The 18,999-nt window shown below is 59.6% G+C and carries 20 protein-coding genes; all 20 read right to left on the reverse strand.

Going from position 1 to position 18,999, the window contains the following annotated elements; all coding sequences use genetic code 11:
* Positions 1-94: 94 nt before the first annotated feature.
* The 20 genes from flhB to ACJO5Y_RS14595 all read right to left on the reverse strand — a co-directional run bounded on the left by flhB (position 95) and on the right by ACJO5Y_RS14595 (position 18,555).
* Entirely contained in the window at positions 95-1,231 is a 1,137-nt protein-coding gene (gene flhB / locus ACJO5Y_RS14500) for a flagellar biosynthesis protein FlhB (protein WP_406988166.1), read from the reverse strand.
* Positions 1,232-1,411: 180 nt separating this feature from the next.
* Positions 1,412-2,197 (reverse strand): flagellar biosynthetic protein FliR, encoded by a 786-nt coding sequence (gene fliR, locus ACJO5Y_RS14505; protein WP_406988193.1) that lies wholly within the window; start codon positions 2,195-2,197, stop codon positions 1,412-1,414.
* 3 nt (positions 2,198-2,200) lie between these two features.
* A complete protein-coding gene (fliQ, locus tag ACJO5Y_RS14510) occupies positions 2,201-2,470 on the reverse strand; it encodes a flagellar biosynthesis protein FliQ (RefSeq protein ID WP_406988167.1) in 270 nt (89 codons plus the stop codon).
* 9 nt (positions 2,471-2,479) lie between these two features.
* A complete protein-coding gene (gene fliP / locus ACJO5Y_RS14515) occupies positions 2,480-3,244 on the reverse strand; it encodes a flagellar type III secretion system pore protein FliP (protein ID WP_406988169.1) in 765 nt (254 codons plus the stop codon).
* A 4-nt stretch (positions 3,245-3,248) separates the two neighbouring features.
* A complete protein-coding gene (gene fliO, locus ACJO5Y_RS14520) occupies positions 3,249-3,716 on the reverse strand; it encodes a flagellar biosynthetic protein FliO (RefSeq protein ID WP_406988195.1) in 468 nt (155 codons plus the stop codon).
* A gap of 10 nt (positions 3,717-3,726) precedes the next feature.
* On the reverse strand, positions 3,727-4,230 hold the full coding sequence (fliN, locus tag ACJO5Y_RS14525) for a flagellar motor switch protein FliN (protein WP_406988171.1): 504 nt from the start codon (positions 4,228-4,230) through the stop codon (positions 3,727-3,729).
* Complete coding sequence (gene fliM, locus ACJO5Y_RS14530; RefSeq protein ID WP_406988172.1) at positions 4,223-5,221, reverse strand: flagellar motor switch protein FliM; 999 nt, start codon at positions 5,219-5,221, stop codon at positions 4,223-4,225. Before fliM ends, fliN begins: the two co-directional genes overlap by 8 nt.
* Before the next feature lie 38 nt (positions 5,222-5,259).
* Positions 5,260-5,772, reverse strand: coding sequence for a flagellar basal body-associated FliL family protein (locus ACJO5Y_RS14535; protein WP_406988174.1), 513 nt, complete (start codon positions 5,770-5,772; stop codon positions 5,260-5,262).
* Positions 5,773-5,948: 176 nt separating this feature from the next.
* Complete coding sequence (locus ACJO5Y_RS14540) at positions 5,949-7,166, reverse strand: flagellar hook-length control protein FliK (protein WP_406988176.1); 1,218 nt, start codon at positions 7,164-7,166, stop codon at positions 5,949-5,951.
* Positions 7,167-7,261: 95 nt separating this feature from the next.
* A complete protein-coding gene (locus ACJO5Y_RS14545; protein ID WP_406988178.1) occupies positions 7,262-7,609 on the reverse strand; it encodes an Hpt domain-containing protein in 348 nt (115 codons plus the stop codon).
* Positions 7,606-9,372 (reverse strand): ATP-binding SpoIIE family protein phosphatase, encoded by a 1,767-nt coding sequence (locus tag ACJO5Y_RS14550; protein WP_406988179.1) that lies wholly within the window; start codon positions 9,370-9,372, stop codon positions 7,606-7,608. Before ACJO5Y_RS14550 ends, ACJO5Y_RS14545 begins: the two co-directional genes overlap by 4 nt.
* Positions 9,373-9,405: 33 nt before the next feature.
* Positions 9,406-9,711, reverse strand: a complete 306-nt coding sequence (locus ACJO5Y_RS14555) for an STAS domain-containing protein (protein ID WP_406988180.1) — start codon at positions 9,709-9,711, stop codon at positions 9,406-9,408.
* A gap of 100 nt (positions 9,712-9,811) precedes the next feature.
* A complete protein-coding gene (gene fliJ / locus ACJO5Y_RS14560; RefSeq protein ID WP_406988197.1) occupies positions 9,812-10,255 on the reverse strand; it encodes a flagellar export protein FliJ in 444 nt (147 codons plus the stop codon).
* Positions 10,255-11,640 carry a flagellar protein export ATPase FliI gene (gene fliI / locus ACJO5Y_RS14565; RefSeq protein WP_406988182.1) on the reverse strand — a complete coding sequence of 462 codons (1,386 nt, stop codon included), beginning with the start codon at positions 11,638-11,640 and terminating at the stop codon, positions 10,255-10,257. The genes fliJ and fliI overlap by 1 nt, the downstream gene beginning before the upstream one ends.
* Entirely contained in the window at positions 11,621-12,487 is an 867-nt protein-coding gene (locus tag ACJO5Y_RS14570) for a flagellar assembly protein FliH (protein WP_406988184.1), read from the reverse strand. The genes fliI and ACJO5Y_RS14570 overlap by 20 nt, the downstream gene beginning before the upstream one ends.
* Positions 12,487-13,539: a flagellar motor switch protein FliG gene (gene fliG / locus ACJO5Y_RS14575; protein ID WP_406988186.1), complete on the reverse strand. Its 1,053-nt coding sequence runs from the start codon at positions 13,537-13,539 to the stop codon at positions 12,487-12,489. The genes ACJO5Y_RS14570 and fliG overlap by 1 nt, the downstream gene beginning before the upstream one ends.
* Positions 13,532-15,241 (reverse strand): flagellar basal-body MS-ring/collar protein FliF, encoded by a 1,710-nt coding sequence (gene fliF, locus ACJO5Y_RS14580; protein WP_406988188.1) that lies wholly within the window; start codon positions 15,239-15,241, stop codon positions 13,532-13,534. The genes fliG and fliF overlap by 8 nt, the downstream gene beginning before the upstream one ends.
* 15 nt (positions 15,242-15,256) lie before the next feature.
* Positions 15,257-15,625 (reverse strand): flagellar hook-basal body complex protein FliE, encoded by a 369-nt coding sequence (gene fliE, locus ACJO5Y_RS14585; protein ID WP_406988189.1) that lies wholly within the window; start codon positions 15,623-15,625, stop codon positions 15,257-15,259.
* A gap of 214 nt (positions 15,626-15,839) precedes the next feature.
* A complete protein-coding gene (locus tag ACJO5Y_RS14590) occupies positions 15,840-17,291 on the reverse strand; it encodes a sigma-54-dependent transcriptional regulator (RefSeq protein WP_406988190.1) in 1,452 nt (483 codons plus the stop codon).
* A 25-nt stretch (positions 17,292-17,316) separates the two neighbouring features.
* Entirely contained in the window at positions 17,317-18,555 is a 1,239-nt protein-coding gene (locus tag ACJO5Y_RS14595; protein WP_406988192.1) for a sensor histidine kinase, read from the reverse strand.
* Positions 18,556-18,999 lie beyond the last annotated feature (444 nt).

Here is an 18,999-nt window from a genome sequence, read left to right on the forward strand (position 1 = left end):
CCGGAGAGAAGCGCACACGGACGTGCTTGTAGCGGTTTTTTGGCAGGGCCACCAACAAATGCCCTCCCCCGAAACCATCAGGCTACAAAAAGACTTAGACATCCCTCCGCATATCAGGCGGAATCGGGAAGTCCGGCATACCAGGCCGATCACCGCGCCCCTTGCGGAACTGCCGCAGCTGGAACACGTAGGCCAGTACCTGGGCAATGGCCATGTAAAGGCCATCGGGAATCTCCCCGCCGACTTCGGTGTTGTGATACACCGCCCGGGTCAGCGGCGGCGTCCGCAAGAGCTCGACTTTGTTCTCGCGGGCAATCTCCATAATCTTGAAGGCCATCTCATCGGCCCCCTTCGCCACCACGATCGGCGCCGCCATGGATTTCTGATCGTACTTCAGGGCCACCGCGTAGTGGGTCGGGTTGGTGATCACCACATCTGCGCCGGGTACGTCCTGCATCATGCGGCGCTGGGCCATTTCGCGTTGCAGCTGACGGATTCGGCCTTTCACCTCCGGCTTGCCTTCGGTGTCTTTGAACTCGTCTTTTACTTCCTGCTTGGTCATCCGCAGCTTCTTCTGGTGGTCGAAGATCTGGAAGGGCACGTCAATGGCGGCGATGATGATGGTTGCCGCAGACAGGAAGAAGAAGGTCCAGCCGAGGGTCCAGAGTACGTGTTCCATGGCCGGTATAGCCGGTTCTTCGGCGATACTCAGCAGGTCTTCGGTGCGCAGGTTGAGGACCAGGATGGCGAGTGCCAGTACCAGTCCGACTTTCAGGACGGCTTTGACCAGTTCGATCAGGGACCGCATGGAGAACATGCGCTTCAGGCCTTTGATCGGGTCCATGCGGTTGAGCTTTGGCGCTATGGCCTTGCCGCTGAACAGTAGGCCGCCGATGCCGATGGAGCCGGCGATGGCGGCGATCAGCAGCAAGATCAGGATGGGTGACAGGGCCAGTGCCGCTTCTTTGGCGGATGCCAGGAGCTGGATGCTCATATGGCGGGTGTCGAAGATGGCGGAGCGTTCCAGTACGAAGCTGTCGCGCATGATGCCTTCCAGGGAAGCGCCCAGGCTGCTGCCAAACATCAGCAGGCCGCCGGCGCCGGCCATCAGCACGGCCATGGTGGCCAGCTCTTTGGAACGGGCGGTCTGGCCGTCCTCCTTGGCTTTTTCGAGCCTTCGGGGGGTGGCTTCTTCCGTTTTTTCCTGACTGTTGTCGTTTTCTTCAGCCATGCCTGTTGATCTTTAGTTTTGGAGTGTCGGTCGGTGGGGCAAGCTTTCCAAAACACGCTGTGAATACGTCCATGTACGCTTGGGCTCCGCCATCCATGGCTCCGCACAGTTTTGGAAAGCTTGCCCCACCGCCCTCTGCAAACTCCGGAGTTGGAGTCCGCATCGCTGCAATAGTGGCCCTCAAGGCTGCCCTTGCAGGTTTCTCATAAACTCGAAGGTTTCCCTCGTGTACTGCTCAAAGTGCGGCAGAAAATTGGCGTGCAGCACCCATATGGAGAACAGTCCAAAAATCAGGCCAATTGGAAAACCCAGGGCGAAAATATTCATTTGGGGCGCGGCGCGGGTCATCACGCCGAAGGCAATGCTGACAATCAGTACGGCGGAGACGGCCGGTAGTGCCAGCAGCATGGCGGAGACAAACATCCAGCTGATGCGATGGGCCAGCTCCCAGACCCCGACCTGGCCCAGGCCTTCAAAGCCGACGGGCAGTGTCCGGAAGCTTTCGATGAAGACTTCGAACATCACCAGGTGACCGTTCATGGCGAGGAACAGCAGGGTGATGGTAATGGTGTAGATCTGTGACAGCACCGGGACGTTGACGCCGTTGGCCGGGTCGACCATGGAGGCGAAGCCGAGGCCCATTTGCATGGCGATCATCTGGCCGGCGATGACGAAGAGTTGCCACAGCGCGGTCATGGCGAATCCCAGGCCGACGCCGATGAGGATCTGCTGCAGGGTGATGACCACCGCGTCGGCGCTGAACGCTTCCACCTGGGGCGCCGGCGGGAGCAGGGGCACGATGAGGACGGTGATAAGCAGGGCCAGGCCCAGGCGCGCTCTGGCCGGTACCAGCTGGGTGCCGAAGATGGGGATGACCATCAGGAAGCTGCCGATGCGGAACAGTGGCCAAAGGTGCTGGCCAACCCACTGGCCGATCAGGTCAGCACTGATTTCGGTGGGTATCATCAATCAGCCAATCAGGTAGGGAATGCTGGTTATCAAGCCTTCCGCGTGATCAAGCAGTTTGGTCAGCATCCACGGGCCGGCGGCGATGATGACGATCAGGGTGACCATCAGCCGCGGCAGGAAGCTGAGGGTCTGTTCGTTGATCTGGGTGGCGGCCTGGAAGGTGCTGACCACCAGACCGACCACCAGTCCGGGGCCGATGATGACGCCGGCCAGCAGCACGATCATCCACAGGGCTTCACGGACGATGTCTATGACGGTTTCCGGGGTCATACGCGGCTCCTATATCCCGTAACTGGCGGCCAGTGTACCCATGATCAGCGCCCAGCCGTCCACCAGCACGAAGAGCATGATCTTGAATGGCAGCGAGATGATGATCGGTGACAGCATCATCATACCCATGGCCATCAGCACGCTGGCCACGACCATGTCGATGATCAGGAAGGGAATAAACAGTATAAAGCCAATCTGGAAGGCGGTTTTCAGCTCGCTGGTGACGAACGCGGGCAGCAGTACCCAGAAGGACACGTCTTCCGGCGAGTCATACTGTTCGTCCGCAATGCGCATAAACAGTCCGAGGTCGCTTTCCCGGGTCTGGCCCAGCATGAATTCGCGGAACGGCATGCTGGCGCGTTCGACCGCTTCCAGGGAGGTAATTTCTTCCGACATGTAGGGTTGCAGGCCCACCCGGTTTGCTTCTTCCAGAACCGGCTTCATGATGAAGATACTGAGGAACAGGGCCAGCCCCAGAAGAATCTGGTTGGACGGTGTCGCCTGCAAACCCAGGGCCTGGCGCAGGATGGCGAAGACGACGATGATGCGGGTAAAGGATGTCATCATCATCAGCATGGCCGGCAGGAACGTCAGCGCGGTCATCAGCGCGACAATCTGCAGGGTTACCGAGTATTCTTCGACCCCCTGTTCTTCGCCGGGTGTCATGGTGAAGGCGGGAATGCCCGGAAGGTCCGCCAGCGCCGCCGGGCTCCAGCCAGCCAGCAGGAGCAGAGGGATCAGCGCCAGGCCGCGTTTCAGGTAAAGCGCAATCATCGGGTCAGCCTTCCTTCGATGACGGAGAGTTCCAGGACTTGCCAATCATGCCCTGCAACCGGCGGGCGAATTCACTGGAAGATCCCTGTCCCGGGGTCACGACCGGTTCCTCGAATACATGCAGTGTGCGAATGGCCGACGGGGTGATACCCACGAGTATCTGCTTGCCCCCTACCTCGATCAGGGCAATCCGTTCCCGGGCCCCCAGCGCCATGACCGACACCACTTTCATGGCCTGGTTGTTCATTCCGGTCATGCCGTTCATGCGGCGGATAATCCACGCACAGCCGTAGATAATAGCAATCACCGCCAGCAGCCCGCCCCCAAGGCTCAGCATGGTGACGAGGGTGTCCGGGGCACGGCCGCTTTCCTCCGTTGCCGGGGCCTCTTCCGCCAGTGCCAGCAATGGCGCCAGCGCCATCAGGACAACCGCGGCAGGACGACACCGGCGCAGGCTGACGATTCCGCTCATTCGCGCCATGTTACTTCTGCAACCGTTTGATGCGCTCGCCCGGGCTGATAACGTCGGTCAGGCGGATGCCGAATTTCTCGTTCACCATGACCACTTCGCCATGGGCAATCAGCGTGCCGTTGACCAGCACGTCCAGCGGCTCACCCGCCAGGCGATCCAGTTCAATGACCGAGCCCTGGTTCAGCTGCAGCAGGTTACGGATGGGAATCTGGGTATTGCCCACTTCCATGGAAATGGTGACCGGGATATCCATAATGACATCCAGATCCGGCGCCGGCCCCGAGCCCTGGGTAACCTCGGCGGATTCCTGGAACTCTTCCATTGGCGCGGTGCGGACATTGTCACCGCTCGCCTCGTCGTCCCCGGAGCCTTCCGCTTCGGCCATGGCCGCCGCCCACTCGTCCTCGCGGGAATCGTCGCCATCACCGGACTCTTCCATGGCGGATTCCCATTCGGCCGCCAGTTTTTCGTCTTCGCTGAGCTCCTGCTCGTCTTTCTTGTTGTCGTCAGCCATTGCGTCCCACCTTCAGTTGTTTCTTGACCCTGGGCAGCGTTGCCCGCTCGTGAATTCTCAGCGCCAGTTTTCCGTCACGGGTTCCCATGGTGGCCTTGTAGATCGGAATGCCGTTGGCGGTCACCGTCAGAAACTCGGGCATTTCCACCGGAATGATGTCTCCTTCCTTCATGTTTGCTATGTCGCGCAGGGATATCCGCCGCCGACACACCATGGAATTGACGGGCACATTGACGTCCTTGATGTCTTCCTGCAGGGCGTTGACCCAGCGCTCATCAACGTCATCAATATCGCTTTGCACCCCGGCATCCAGCACATCCCGAATGGGCTCGATCATGGAGTACGGCAACGCCATATGCAGCTCACCGCCACCGCCGTCCAGCTCAATGTGGAAGGTGCTCACCACCACCACTTCGCTGGGGCTGACAATGTTCGCCATGGCCGGATTCACCTCGGAACTGAGGTATTCGAAATCCACTTTAAGAACGGCGTGCCAGGCTTCCCTCATGTCATGGAACACCTGGTCCAGCACCATCTGCACAATGCGGGTTTCCGTCGGCGTGAATTCCCGGCCCTCGATCTTGGCGTGGCGGCCCTCACCCCCGAAGAAGTTGTCCACCAGCTTGAAGACCAGTTTGGCGTCCAGTACGAACAGGGAAGTTCCGCGCAGGGGGCGGATCTTGCACAGGTTAAGACTGGTGGGCACATACAGGGTGTGAATGTACTCACCGAATTTCATGATCTGGACACCGCCGGTGGATACATCGGCGTTACGGCGCAGCAGATTGAACAGGCTGATCCGGGTATAGCGGGCAAAGCGCTCGTTGATCATTTCGAGGGTGGGCATTCGCCCACGGACAATCCGGTCCTGGCTGGCAAGGTCGTAGGACTTTATACCGGCTTCGTCGGTTTCCTCATAGGTATCGATATCCCCATCGTCCACACCGTGGAGAAGGGCATCGATTTCATCCTGTGACAGTAGGTCCTGCATACGTTTTCCTGCCCTGACAAGCCACCCGTTACCGGGGCCTATTGCACTACAAAATTCCTGAAAAGTACCTGCTTCAGAGGGGACTCCCCCTCGTTTTCCAGCACCTGGTTAATGGTCTGCAGCATGCTGTCAGCCAATGTCGACCTGCCTTCCGGCGTCTGCAGTTCCATGAAGTTACTGCTTCCCAGCAAGGTTACCAGCCGACTGCGAATCAGCGGCAGATGCAGCTCGGCGGCCGCAAGCGCCGGTTCGCCATCCGCCTCCAGGGAAAGAAAGACCTGGGCATAGCGCTGGCGGCCCCCTTCGGCCTGGACCGTCGTCACCAACGCCTTCTCGATATCGAGGTAGACACTGGGTTTGAAGGTGCTGACCTCGGCTTCCTCAGAGGACGCCTCGCCTCCCCCCATGCCCGGCAGCCCACCGCCGAGGAACCACAGGGTGCCCACCACGGACAGCCCCACGGCCAGGATAATCACCAGGGCCAACAGCATAATGAGCTTCAGTTTGCCCTTTTGGGCCGGTGGAGCCGCAGGTGTGTTGTTTTCAGCCATAACCTTCCAATCGCCAGAAATCCGTCATCCGGATGGTTTTTTGGGTATATACGGGGAATAAAGCAAAGGCCGGGCCAACAGACTCAACACCCCGATTCAGGACCGCAGTTTAGCGTTGTGGGAAGGGATCGGCAAAGGAGAATCAAGGCCGGGACCCAGGGGTCCCGGACAGTACATCAGGCGAAGATATCCACTTCGCCTTTCCAGGTGAGATCCAGGGCATTGACGTGTGCCTCGGCCTCTTCGGGAGACACGCCCGCCAGTTCATCACCGGCCCGGCCTTCGGCGTTGTCTGAATCACCATCGGCATCCTGCCCGTTGGCCTGCCGTTGGGGGGAATCGGCCACATCGAACTGCTCCAGCGACAACCCCTGCTCACTGAGCATATCCCGCAAGCGGTGGCTGTGAAGTTCCAGTTGATCCCGCACTGCCGGATTGGCCGCGTGTACCGTAATATTCGCCTGCTCCTGCTGGACCTGAACGCGGACTTCCATTGGCCCCATATCCGGCGGGGTCAGGTGAATTTCGGCAACGGACAGTTTGTTGGCGGTCAGCCAGGTCAGCTTCCCCACCATTTTGTCGCCCCATTCCGCATGCCCTACCGGCACATCAACCGAGGTGGCGTACCCTTTGAGGCCAGTGGCATCGGCCGGCAGCCTGGCGGCCGCATTGGCCAGTTGCTGACCAGGGACATCAGCCAGTGTCTGCAGCCGGCCAGCGGCCAACAGAGTGGTGTTGTCCTGAGTCCGACCGGCGTCCGGCGTCAGTGCGGTCAGGGCTTCCGTCAGCTGGAAGCCGGCGGACATGCCCTGCCCCGCACCCGCTGTCTCGCCCGGCTTGCCGCCAGGCATGCCCGGCAACCCGGCGATCATGCCGGCCAGCCCCTGCATCAGGGGTGCCTGGCCGGTCGCCTTGCCTGGTAACGGCGTTGCGGCTCCTGCCATGCCGGAGGTCCCCCGTGCAGGCTCCAGCATCGCTTGCAGGTTAGCAAAGGTCAGGGTTGCGAGTTCTTCCGGTATTTCCACATCTGCCGGTTTTTCCCCCAGACCATCAGCTGGCGCCACGGATTCCCCTGAGGCTGCTGCCTCTCGGACAGTACCGGAAGAACGGCTCTCTGCCCCGTCTTCGGTACGCTTACCGCGTGCGCCATCGGCCCGGGACCTGGCGTCCACCGGAGCTTCCTTTCGGTTGTCGGGGCTGTTGCGGGCATCCTCGCGACGTTCCGCCTGTTCACGCCGGTCCGCCTGTTTGCGGTCCATGCGCCGCTGTTCCGCCCGGGAAACAGAATCGAACTGGCTGTCGCCGGATTTTTCATGACCCGCCGGCGCTTTCTTGCTGCCGGTATCGGGTTGCCCCCCTGGGGCCTGGGTTTGTGGTAAAACCATCTGGGACATGGCAACCTCTTGCCGCTTTTCAGGGTTGGAGTTCAGGAAATCCTCGTTACCCGGTACTCAGCAAAAGCAATGCCATCCTTGAACGGCGTCGATAATCAGCCGACGAGAAAGCCCTCCAGCATGTCCCGCACCTGACGGAATTCCGAATCAATCGCCTCCATGAGCGATGTAACCTCGTTAAAGCGTTGCTCCCGCCCGGCATCCTCTACCTCCAGGCACAGGGCGCCCAGACGGGGCGCACCAATATTAACGCAACTGCCTTTAAAGCTATGGGCGGTTTTGACGAGTGCATCGGCATCACCAGCGTCAAGCGCCTGGCGTATGGATGCGATACGATCAATGGAATCGTTAATGTAGGTACGGATCAATACGTCAAATTCGTCCTCCATAACATCCTGAAGCTCCGCCAGTGCTTCCTCGTCAAGATGCGGCTTGTCGTTCATGACGAACCCCCGGATTGAGTGATGGCCGCGCCTTTTCGGTCTCCGGCCTCTGCAAAATGCCAATCATATACGATTTCAACGTGATTGCCCCGCTCCCTGAACGTCAGTGAGTCCGCCAGCCGATGCAACAACATCAGCCCACGACCGGCGTAACCAGACGCTTCATCACAGGTATTGGTGTGACTCTGGTAGTCGAATCCATGACCGCTATCCTCACAGACCACGATCAGACGTCCTCCCGAATCCGTCATTGAATGGGTTAATCGGAACTTGATGTAATGCTCCCTGACGTTACTCAGTCGGCGTTCCCGCTCGGCGTAGTAATGGCCGAACCCATCGGCGGTTTTCTTCCATTCCGACGGCAGTCTGAGAATGCCGTGCTCCAGGGCGTTGGTGTACAACTCCGACAGCAGGGTGTAAACCTCGCCACTCCGGCGTCTCAGCTCGGGCACCTCCATGCAGATATGCAGCAACAGTGGCAACGGACTGAACTGGCCGAGGGTCCTGTCCCTGACTTCGTAGACACAGTGCCATTCTGCCGGCCCCTCGAGCGCTGACAGCGGGATTTCTTCCGACATGGCTTCAAAGTCTTCGCCTTCGGCCATATCCAGGGTCACCAGGGTCAAGTCATCCTGATCAAGCTGGCCACCGGAAAATGCCCTCACCTGCTCAATCACCGCATCAAAAGGATGGAGACCGTCAACGACTCCATCCAGTGCGCGGATCACCCGACGGTCACCGAACATGTCCCCATCGGAACCCTCAGTCTCCAGCACTCCGTCAGTCATGAACATCAGGGTGTCCCCGGGACGGGTCTGGATGATGGTCATTGAGGCATCAAAACTATTCGCATCCAACACCCCCAAGGGCAGCTGGGACGATGGCAGCGCCCTGCGGCTACCATCCTGACGGACCAACCAGCCATCGGGCAACCCGCCGTTCCACACCTGCACCTGGTTAAGGGAGGAATCCGCCTGGATCATCACGGCACAACAGAACATGCCCCCCGGTAAAATACGCTTGAGTTTCTGGTTGATCTCCCGCAGCACATCGCTGCCACTGAACCCCTTGGCCGTCATGCCATAGAAAATCTCGGCCACCGGCATGGCCCCGACCGCCGCCGGTAATCCATGTCCGGTAAAATCACCGATCAGTATCTGCAGGCCGCCAGCGGGACGCGGGCAGGCAAACAGAATGTCGCCATTGAATATAGACATCGGAGAGGCGTGGAAACGAATGCTGTCAGCGTCCAGACAACCGGTGTGGGCAATGTTGTCGAAGACCCGTTTGGCGACGTGCTGCTCCTCCGTCAGCTTGCGGTTGCGTTCGTGGATCAGATCCCGCTGGTGACTGAGGGTCTGGTGCATCAGGCGCATACGGTTGAAGGCGTTGATCTTGGCTTCAATGATCACCCGGTTGTAGGGCTTGGTCAGGAAATCATCACCACCGGCTTCCAGGCAACGGGCCAGCGCATCGGCATCGGAAAGGGAGGTCAGAAAGATCAGGGGGACAAGCCGCTCCCCCGCCAGGGCCTTGATATTCTTTGCCGCTTCCAGGCCGTCCATTTGCGGCATCATGGCATCCAGGAAAACAAGCTGGGGAGACGCGTGGCGAAACAGCTCAACGGCCTCGACACCGTTGGTAGCGTCCAGAACGTCATGGCCAAGGCGGCGTAACAGGGCCTTGAGGATCAGACGATCGCTGTCACTATCATCAGCGATCAGGATCAGCAGGGAGTGATTGCCGGTTTGTGCGTCATCCACATCGGACCTCCCGAAGGGTTTACCCTGCCGCTGTCAGCGGATAGCAAACAACTGCTCGAAGTTGGAAATGGCCAGGATTCGACGAACATCGCTGTTACAGTTTTCAATACTGATGGCGGCGCTGTCGCCACCGGCGTAATCACGAAGCAGCAACAGCATCCCGAGGGCCGAGCTGTCCAGATAGGTGGTCTCGGACAGGTCCACCACGTACCCCCTGATATGCTGATCGCCATGTTCATAGGCATCACGGAAGGCCTGATGAGTGCTGAAATCAAACCGGCCGTCAATCTTTATGATCAGCGTCTGACCATCCTCGCTGCGGCGCGTGTGAATAGGCATTCCTGATCCTCCGCGGGAATTTTCCGAAAAGATATTGTACAGATAAGGATAGCGTAGTCGGGCCGATTTGCACCCACGACACCGGCACAAAACCGTGGAATTATCTCCGTCGCCGGGCAAAGGCGCGCCCGGCCGCTTCATCCGCAAGCTTTTGTTCTTTCAGGTCTTGCTCGCGGTGTTCCTGCCGCCGGCAGGTCTCTATGTATTTTTCCATGCCGCGACGTCGTTCCCAGGCTTCCTGCCATTGCCGCCGGGATTCATCCAGGCGTTCCGCAAGTATGTCCAGCTGCTTTTGTTGCTGCCTGAGCACCTGATCCAGCTGGGCGATAAATGCCTGCCAGGCCTGGAGACGGGTCACTGGCACCACTCCCTGCTGGTTCTGGCGGATCTGGTCCCGGTATTCCTGCTGGTAGCGGTTCAGGTTGTCGATCTGCTCCTGCTGAGCCTCATAGCGGTTTCGCGCTTCACCCATCCTTTCCAGCGCTTCCTGCTCTTTGCGTTCTTCCAGGTTCAACACCACCGCCAGACGCCGGGACCGGAGCATCATTCAGCCCCTCTCGCCGGTGCCGGGGCGCCGGATTTCCGGCGTTCCGGTGAGCGACGTTCAGGAACCACCGCCAACAACTGGTCAATGCTGTCCTGCAGCGGGGCGCTCTCATTCAGCCCCTGCTTCAGGAACTGGGTCATGTTGGCTATATGGGTAATGGCAAAATCGGTTTCGGAATCGGAGCCCTTGACGTAAGCCCCGACACTGATCAAATCCCTGGCCTGCTGGTAACGGGAATACACCTGCTTGAAACGCTGAGCCCGGGTGAAGTGCTCTTCCCCGGTCACCTGGGGCATGACCCGGCTGATGGAAGCTTCCACGTCAATCGCCGGATAATGACCTTCCTCCGCCAACCGACGGGACAACACGATGTGGCCATCCAGAATGGCCCTGGCGGCATCGGCAATGGGATCCTGCTGATCGTCCCCTTCGGTCAGCACGGTGTAGAATGCGGTAATAGAGCCACCGCCCTGGCGTCCGTTACCGGTCCGTTCCACCAGTTGCGGCAGCTTGGCAAAGACCGATGGCGGGTAGCCCTTGGTGGCCGGGGGCTCGCCCACTGCCAGCGCAATTTCACGCTGGGCCTGGGCATAGCGAGTCAGGGAGTCCATCAGCAGCAGTACCCGCTTACCCTTGTCGCGGTAATATTCGGCGATTCGCGTAGTCAGCATGGCAGCGCGCAGCCGCATCAGGGGGGAATCATCCGCGGGAGCGGCCACAACCACGGAACGGGCCAGGCCTTCGTCGCCCAGAATATCCTCGATGAATTCCTTGACCTCGCGCCCCCGCTCGCCAATCAGGCCAACCACGATGATATCCGCATCGGTAAAGCGGGTCATCATGCCCAGCAACATACTCTTGCCCACGCCGCTGCCGGCAAACAGACCAAGGCGCTGCCCCTGGCCAACGGTCATCAGGGAGTTGATGGCGCGGATGCCCACATCCATGGATTCGCGCACCGGCGCCCGGTCCAGCGGGTTAATAATATCGCCGTTGAGGGACACTCTGGACTCCACCTGCAGTGGTCCCTTGCCATCCAGCGGTTCACCGCTGCCATCCACAACGCGGCCCAGCATCTGGGGACCAACCGGCACGCGGCTGGCCGCCGACAAGGGCACTACCCTGGCGCCAGGGCGCAGACCTTCAATGGCGGTCAATGGCATCAGGTACACCCGGTCATCCTCAAAACCGACCACTTCGGCTTCCACGCTGCCGCTTCCCTGCCCCTGGATCACGCAACGGTCGCCCACCACCATGGGGCAGCCCACGCATTCCAGGGTCAGCCCCACCATGCGGGTCAGGCGTCCGGACAGTTCCGGGGTCGATTCGCGGTCAACAAATCCCTGAAGTCGCTTCAGACGGTCAGCCAGGTTCCCGGTCATCGTCCTCGCTCCCGTTGCCGTCGTCACTGTCGGAGTCCAGCACGTCCCGGTGGAAGTCAGTCAGGTCACCCATCATGGTATCCAGCTCTTCGCTTTCGCCAGCCTCTTCGTTACCGAGCTGCTGTTCCAGCATGCCCTGAACCGCTTTCTGGAAACGCTTCTCCACCGTGAAGTCCACCAGGCTGTGGCGGGTTTCGACCTTGCAGCCACCGCGCAGGATGCGGTCATCCTCCACTACCGAATTGGTCGCCTCAAAACGCTCCGCCACCTGCCTGACCCAGTCCGCGTCCTCCGGATTAACCAGAATACGCACGTTGTCAGTGGTGGACGGCAGCGAGGTCATGGCCTGGCGGACCACCTGCCGGATCTGGGAAGAATCAATGGACAGTTCGCGGTAAACCACGGTGCGAGCGAGAATGGTGGTCAGGTTGACCAGGGCAGTCTCCAGTTCGTCCTCGTGACGACGGATCGGAATCAGCAGTTCTCCCAGCAAATGTTCAAGCCGGTCAATGCGGGATTCCATTTCCTTGCGGGTTTCTTCCAGACCCTGTTCCGCGCCCTGCTCCCGGCCCTCCGCAAAGCCGGCATCGTAACCGTCCTTGTGGCCCTGCTCCTGGCCTTTGTTGAAGCCGGCCTGGTAGCCGGCATCGCGACCTTCAGCGTGGCCATCTTCCCGGGCAGCCTGGCGGATTTCCTCGATGTCCGCCGCCGTCAACGGTTTGACATCCCGTTCCTCTTCCCGGGCAACTTCGTTTCCCCGGGCATCAAGCAGGGGCAACTCCCAGCGCTCGTAGGCCGTCAGTTGCTCCTTGGGAATCCGGTTGAGGCTCTTGTCGGAATCTTTCATCACATCATTTCTTCGCCGGCTCCGCCCAAGGTGATCTCACCGGCTTCGGCCATACGGCGGGCAATGGTAATGATGTCTTTCTGGGCAGCCTCGACCTCACTGACGCGAACCGGCCCCTTGGCTTCCAGATCATCCTGCAGCAGTTCGGCCGCACGCTTGGACATGTTCTTGAAGATCTTGTCCTGCACCCCGTCATCGGCGCCTTTCAGCGCAACAACCAATACCTCGGATGACACTTCACGCAGCAACGCCTGGATACCCCGGTCATCGATGTCCTTGAGGTTATCGAAGACAAACATCAGGTCCTCGATGGTGGAGGCCAGGTCCGGGTCCATATCCTTGATGGAATCCATCAGGTTGCCTTCAACACTGCGGTCCATGAAGTTCATGATATCGGCTGCGCGCTTGACGCCGCCAATACGGCTGGTCTGGGCAGCGGAACCACCGGAGAACTGCTTTTCGAGGATATTGTTCAGTTCCTGCAGGGCCTGGGGCTGGATGCTTTCCAGCGAGGCCACCCGCATCATCACGTCTAGCCGCACCTTGTCATCCAGTGTACGGAGAATTTCAGCGGCCTGGTCCGGGTCCAGATAGGAAATCACGATGGCCTGAATCTGCGGGTGCTCGTAACGGATGATATCGCCAACTGCCCTGGGCTCCATCCATTTCAGGGTATCCAGACCCGTGGTATTGCCACCGATCAGGATACGGTCAATCAAGCTCGATGCTTTATCGTCTCCCAATGCCTGGGTCAGCATGGTCCGGATGTAGTCATCGTTGCCAACGCCGAGGCCGGTCTGGCCACCCACCGCATCGACAAACTGATTCAGCACAAAGGTCACGTCGTCCTTGCTGACGTCCTTCATCTGCGCCATGGCCACACCAACACGCTGAACCTCCTTGGGGCCCATGTGTTTCAGAACTTCCGCGGCGTCTGCCTCACCCAGTGACATCAGCAGAATAGCGGCCTGTTCAACACGGGGAATCTTGCGCTGCGGCTTCTGGGGCGCTTGCTGGGCGCCCTCCACCGGACGGTTGGTTTCTTCAGTCATCGACATTCACCCACTGGCGCATCACCTGGGCAACCCTCGCCGGGTCTTCTGCGATCAGGCCTTTCAGTGCATTTAACTGCCTATCATAGCTGTCTGTGGCGCCCGGCAAAAGCAGCTCATCCTGGGACGACATGGCCTGGCGCAACTCATCGCCACCTTCAATGCCGTCAAGACCGCCACCATAATCACCGCCGGCATCGCCCCCACGCTCATTCCTACCGGCGCCGGAAAGGCTCTTGAGCGTCGGGCGCAGCAGCCCGAGTACCAACACCAGGATGACCAGACCGGCCAGTACCTGTTTCATCAGATCCCAGAACCAGGGCTGTTCCCAGAAACCCGGCGCCTCGAACTGTACTTCCTCCTCGGCGGCGAAGGCGGTGTTCATCACTGTGACACTGTCACCCCGTGCGGCGGAGTAGCCCACGGCGTCGCGTACCAGCATGTTCAGCCGCTGCAGTTCCTGCTCCGGCCAGGGTTCGTAGCTGACCTCACCGGTTTGCGGATCAACCACTTTCATATCATCCACCGCCAGGGCAACGGTTACCCGCTCCACCCGGCCCAGTTCCTGGCGGATATAGCTGACGGTGCGGTCCATCTCGTAATTGCGGGTGGACTCGCGCCGTACGTTTACCGGCTGTGGCGCGGGCTCGCCGTCTTCACCTTCTCCGGCCTGCCCGGCCTGCTCCGGCACCTGGGCCTCGCCCGGGGGCTGGTTGGCCAACGCACCCGGCACGCCACCGGCCCCGCCACTGGTGCGCTGCTCGCTCATTTCCCGTTCGCTTCTAACCGCCTGTTGTTCCGGGTTGAATAACTCTTCCGCCTGCTCCACGGAGGAGAAGTCCAGATCTGCGGAGACTTCCGCCCGGAAACGACCATCACCCACAATCGGCCCCACCAGCGAGGCCACACGACGGGTCAGACGCTCTTCAATGCGGGTTGTGTAGTCAAACTGGTCCTTGATCTGACGACTGTCGCCGTCTGCTTCACGACCGGTCAGCAGGTTGCCGTTCTGGTCGACGACGGTGACGTTGTCCTTGCTCATTTCGGGAATACTGCCCGCCACCAGGTTGACGATGGCGGCGATATGCTCTTTTTCCGGCTTACGGCCGGCAAACACATCAAGGAATACCGAAGCCGTCGGGGTGCGGGCGTCGCGGACAAACACCGAGCGCTCCGGAATCGCCAGATGAACCCGGGCGGACCGGACTCCGCGCATGGCTGCGATGGTGCGGGCCAGTTCGCCTTCCAGGCCGCGACGGAAGCTGACAGTTTCCATAAACTGCGAGGTGCCCAGGCCACGGTCCTGATCGAGCAACTCATACCCCATGGTCTGCTCGTCGGTCACGCCCTCGGCCGCCAGTTTCAGGCGGGCGTTGTAGACTTCATCGGAAGGTACCAGCAGGGCGCCGGTGCGGGGATCCATACGGTAGGTAATGCCACTCTGATCGAGAATGGACGTCACGTCCTGGGGATTGTAACCGGACATATCGCCGACCACCGGCTGGTAGTTCGGCTCCTGGGCCCAGAGCACGACGGCAACGCCGAGGGCGACACTCGCGGCCAGCCCCACCATCAGGCCAATCTGTCGCAGCAGATTCAGGCGATTGAAACCGAACAGCAGATCGCTGCGGCCTTCGCTGTTATCGATATCCGAAGCCGCCGGTACGTTGGCGCTGGAGGTTTCTGCAGGTACGCTGGCCATGGCTCTGCTCCGCTATTACACCGGCATGTTCATGATATCTTCGTAAGCCTTCACTACCCGGTTACGAACCTGGGTCAGCGCTTCGAAGGAAACCGAGGCTTTCTCGGAGGCGATCATCACACGGCTAATGTCCACGTTGGGATCACCCATGTCGTAGGCTGTCTTGAGGTCGTTCGAGGTTTGCTGCAGCTCATTCACGCTGCCCACAGCCTGACTGAGCATATCGCTGAAACTTGAGGTTTCCCGGCCCTGCTCAACACGCTGGGGGCCATCAATTCTACCGCGAACGTCATTGTCCTGCTCAACACGCTGGTTCTGCATCATCTGCGAACGCATGTTGCGGATTTCCGACAGCACATTGTTGATATCTGCACGTTCGACCATTATTCACTCCCCGGTATTGCCTGCTTCAGCAACGCCCCATTGAACTCTGATTCTGTTATCTCGTTTAAAGCAAACGGCAGGCCAATAACATTTATTTCATATTTTTCATTAAATTACAGACACACATTGATATAAAAGCCAGAAAGGCGACGGGGATTTGACAGAAAAAAGGGCACCGCGAGGTGCCCTGAGGAAGGAGTGGAGACAATCCGGATCAGGCCATGGCCAGTTCCGAGTCCAGATCGATGCCTGCATCACGCATCTGGGCCAGCTTGTAACGAAGGGTCCGGGGGCTGATACCCAGTTGCTCAGCCGCCCGATTACGGCGACCGCGCTCTTTTTTCAGCGTGTCGATGATGATACGGAACTCTCGCTGGCGCAGATCATCCCCAAGCGCAATCTGGCTGCTTTCTTCCATGGCAGCGAGCGGTGAAGCGGCATTACTGGCAGCCATGACGTCCTGCTCCGCTGGCGCGGATACCGACTCCGAAGCCTGAGCCATCACCGGCGCACTGCCATCCACGCGACCGTTGATCCCCAGTTCGAGGCACAGGTCATTGGCATGAATCACGTTGCCCTGATGCAGCACCAGCGCCCTCTGGATAGCATTATCCAGCTCTCGCACGTTCCCCGGCCAGGGGTGGCTGACCAACGCCTGACGGGCATCGCCGGCAAAGCTGACGCCGGTGAGCTTCATCTTGCGGCAGTGCTTTTTCAACAACGCCGTGGCCAGTGGCATGATATCCAGGGAGCGATCCCGCAGCGGTTGCCAGTGCATCGGAAACACCGTCAGCCGGTAGTAAAGGTCTTCCCGGAACTTGCCCTCGCGGACGTACTCCCCCAGGTCACGATTGGTGGTGGCAACCACCCGCACATCCAGGGTAATGGTCTTGCGACCGCCGACCCGCTCAACTTCCCGCTCCTGCAGCACCCGCAGCAACTTGGACTGAAGCCCCAGGTCCATTTCAGAAATCTCATCTAGCAGGATGGTGCCACCATTGGCCTGCTCGAATTTACCGGGCGACGAAGCAACCGCGCCGGTGAATGCACCTTTTTCGTGGCCAAACAGGATGGCCTCAAGCATGTTTTCGGGGATGGCTGCACAGTTAATCGCTACAAACGGCTGGTCGGCGCGCGGCGATTGCTGATGGATGTAGCGGGCCAGCACCTCTTTACCGGTACCGCTCTCGCCGGAAATCATGACGGTGGAATCACTGGCAGCCACTTTCGCCGCCAACTGGAACATGCGTTTGCTGATCGGGTCCTCGGCCACCGGCTCGTCCCCTCCGGCTTTCTCCCGGGGACCGCCCACCACTTTGGTGACCGCTTCGACCAGGACCTGGGGCTCAAAGGGTTTCACCAGGTAATCAATAGCGCCGGACTGCATCGCGGACACGGCATGGCTGATCTGGCCGTATGCGGTGATCAGCATCATCGGCAGCCCGGGATACAACCGCTGCACTTCCCCCAGAAGATCGTGGCCGGACATGCCGGGCATGTTGACGTCACTGACCACCATATCCACCGGAGACTCCGCCAGCCTCGCCAGCGCTTCTTCGGCGTTGGCAGCTTCACGCACCCGGAATTTTGCCAGCTCCAGGGTTGTGACCAGCGCTTCCCGCAAGTCATGGTCGTCCTCAACGATCAGAATCTGGGCCTTGGCCATGGTTGCCTCCAATGATTGTTCTTTATTAACCAACGAGCGGCAGGGTCAGGGTCGCCACGGCGCCACTCTTTCCCTTCTCCTGCTCCGGAGATTCAATGGAAAACCGCCCCTGGTGCGCTTTTACCACCGCCTGGACAACGGCCAGCCCGAGGCCGGTACCGTGAGACTTGGTGGTGTAGAACGCTTCCATCAGCTGTCCGGCCTGGCCGGCTTCAAACCCCGGACCGTTGTCCGCAACACGAATCATCAATTCGCCGTTCACAGGCACCAGCTGAACCACCACCCGGGTTGCACCGGCTTCCACGCTGTTGTTCACCAGATTGGTACAGGCGCCGACCAGGGCATCGCGATTACACATAACCCGGCAGTCGTCGACCTGACTGTCCAGATGAACGTTTACGCCGGCCGCCAGTTTCAATCCATCCAGTGCGGACCCCAGGGCACTGACCAGCGTCTCAGCAGACAGTTCTTCTGCCAGCCGGGTTTCCCCACGGGCAAAGATCAGCATGTCGCGCACCTGCTGTTCCAGATGTGTCAGCCGTGACATCAACCGGGACGCGCAGCGCTGGCGCATCTCTTCGTCGAGGTCTTCCTGGCTGAGATGGCCACCATAGAGAATGGCGGCGGATAATGGCGTGCGGATCTGGTGCGCGAGGGAGGCCACCATTTTACCCATGGCCGACAGCCGCTGGGCGTGAGCAAGCTGTGATTGCAGGTGACGGGTTTCTGTCAGGTCGGTCAGCAGTATCAGCTGACCCGGCTGGTTTTCCATGGTCCGGATTTCGATACTGACCCGCCGGCCGTCTTTCAGGGACACTTCGTGACCATCGTCCCGGCGCGGCGCGAAACAGCGGCGGATCACATCCACCCAGCGTTCACCATCCAAGGGCTCTCCCAACAGACTGATTGCCGCTGGGTTGGTCTGGGTTACCACACCTTGGCTGTCCAGCACGACAACGCCGGCAGGCAGCGCAGTCAACAGCGTCGACAGACGGTCTGCGAGCTCTTCCTTCTCTTCCAACTCCTGTTGGCGCTGCAGTGATTCTGCGGTCAGCTCTCCGGACAGCTGGTTCACCCGGGATTCCAGCGTGCGGTAGGAGTCGGTAATCTGTCGCGACATCTGGTTAAACAGTTCGAGGGCCGAACCCACAGCCTCGTCGTCCTGTTCCGGAAACAGGGCGGTAACCTTGTCGTTAACATCCGCCGCGGCGTTGGTCTGCGACTGCTTCGCGGAAGACTGAACAACAAACTGTAGCTGACTCATAAACTCGTCCCCTGACTCACCCGAACACCGGGTCAAACTCTACGGATGATTTCTTTTCGGGGGACTTAAGCCAGCATCATGCCAACTTAAATTTTTTCTTATATTTCAGCAGGAAAGGAAAATCACCAGCCTGGAAACGACGATTTTACGTCAGCCAGAAACGACTACGGCGCCGTGGGTTACAAACCTTTGACGCCGTTGTATTCGCTTACTCTGTGGCGATGACTCGCATTCGGGAGTGGAGGGCCAGGGGGGAGGTCTTTTTTGAAACCGCCTCACAACTCGCTGCGCTCAGACAAGAGGCGCTTTCAAAAAAGACCTCCCCCCTACCCCTCACCGGAATTCAGATGGGCCTGCCATTCTAAATATCATACTCGCGGAGGGTCTGCACTTGGTACGAGCCGTGGTGGTGGGGTGTGTTCTGAAAAAGCGCCGCTTGTCTGA

This window comes from Marinobacter alkalisoli, from assembly GCF_045449855.1.
In the GTDB taxonomy this organism is placed as follows: domain Bacteria; phylum Pseudomonadota; class Gammaproteobacteria; order Pseudomonadales; family Oleiphilaceae; genus Marinobacter.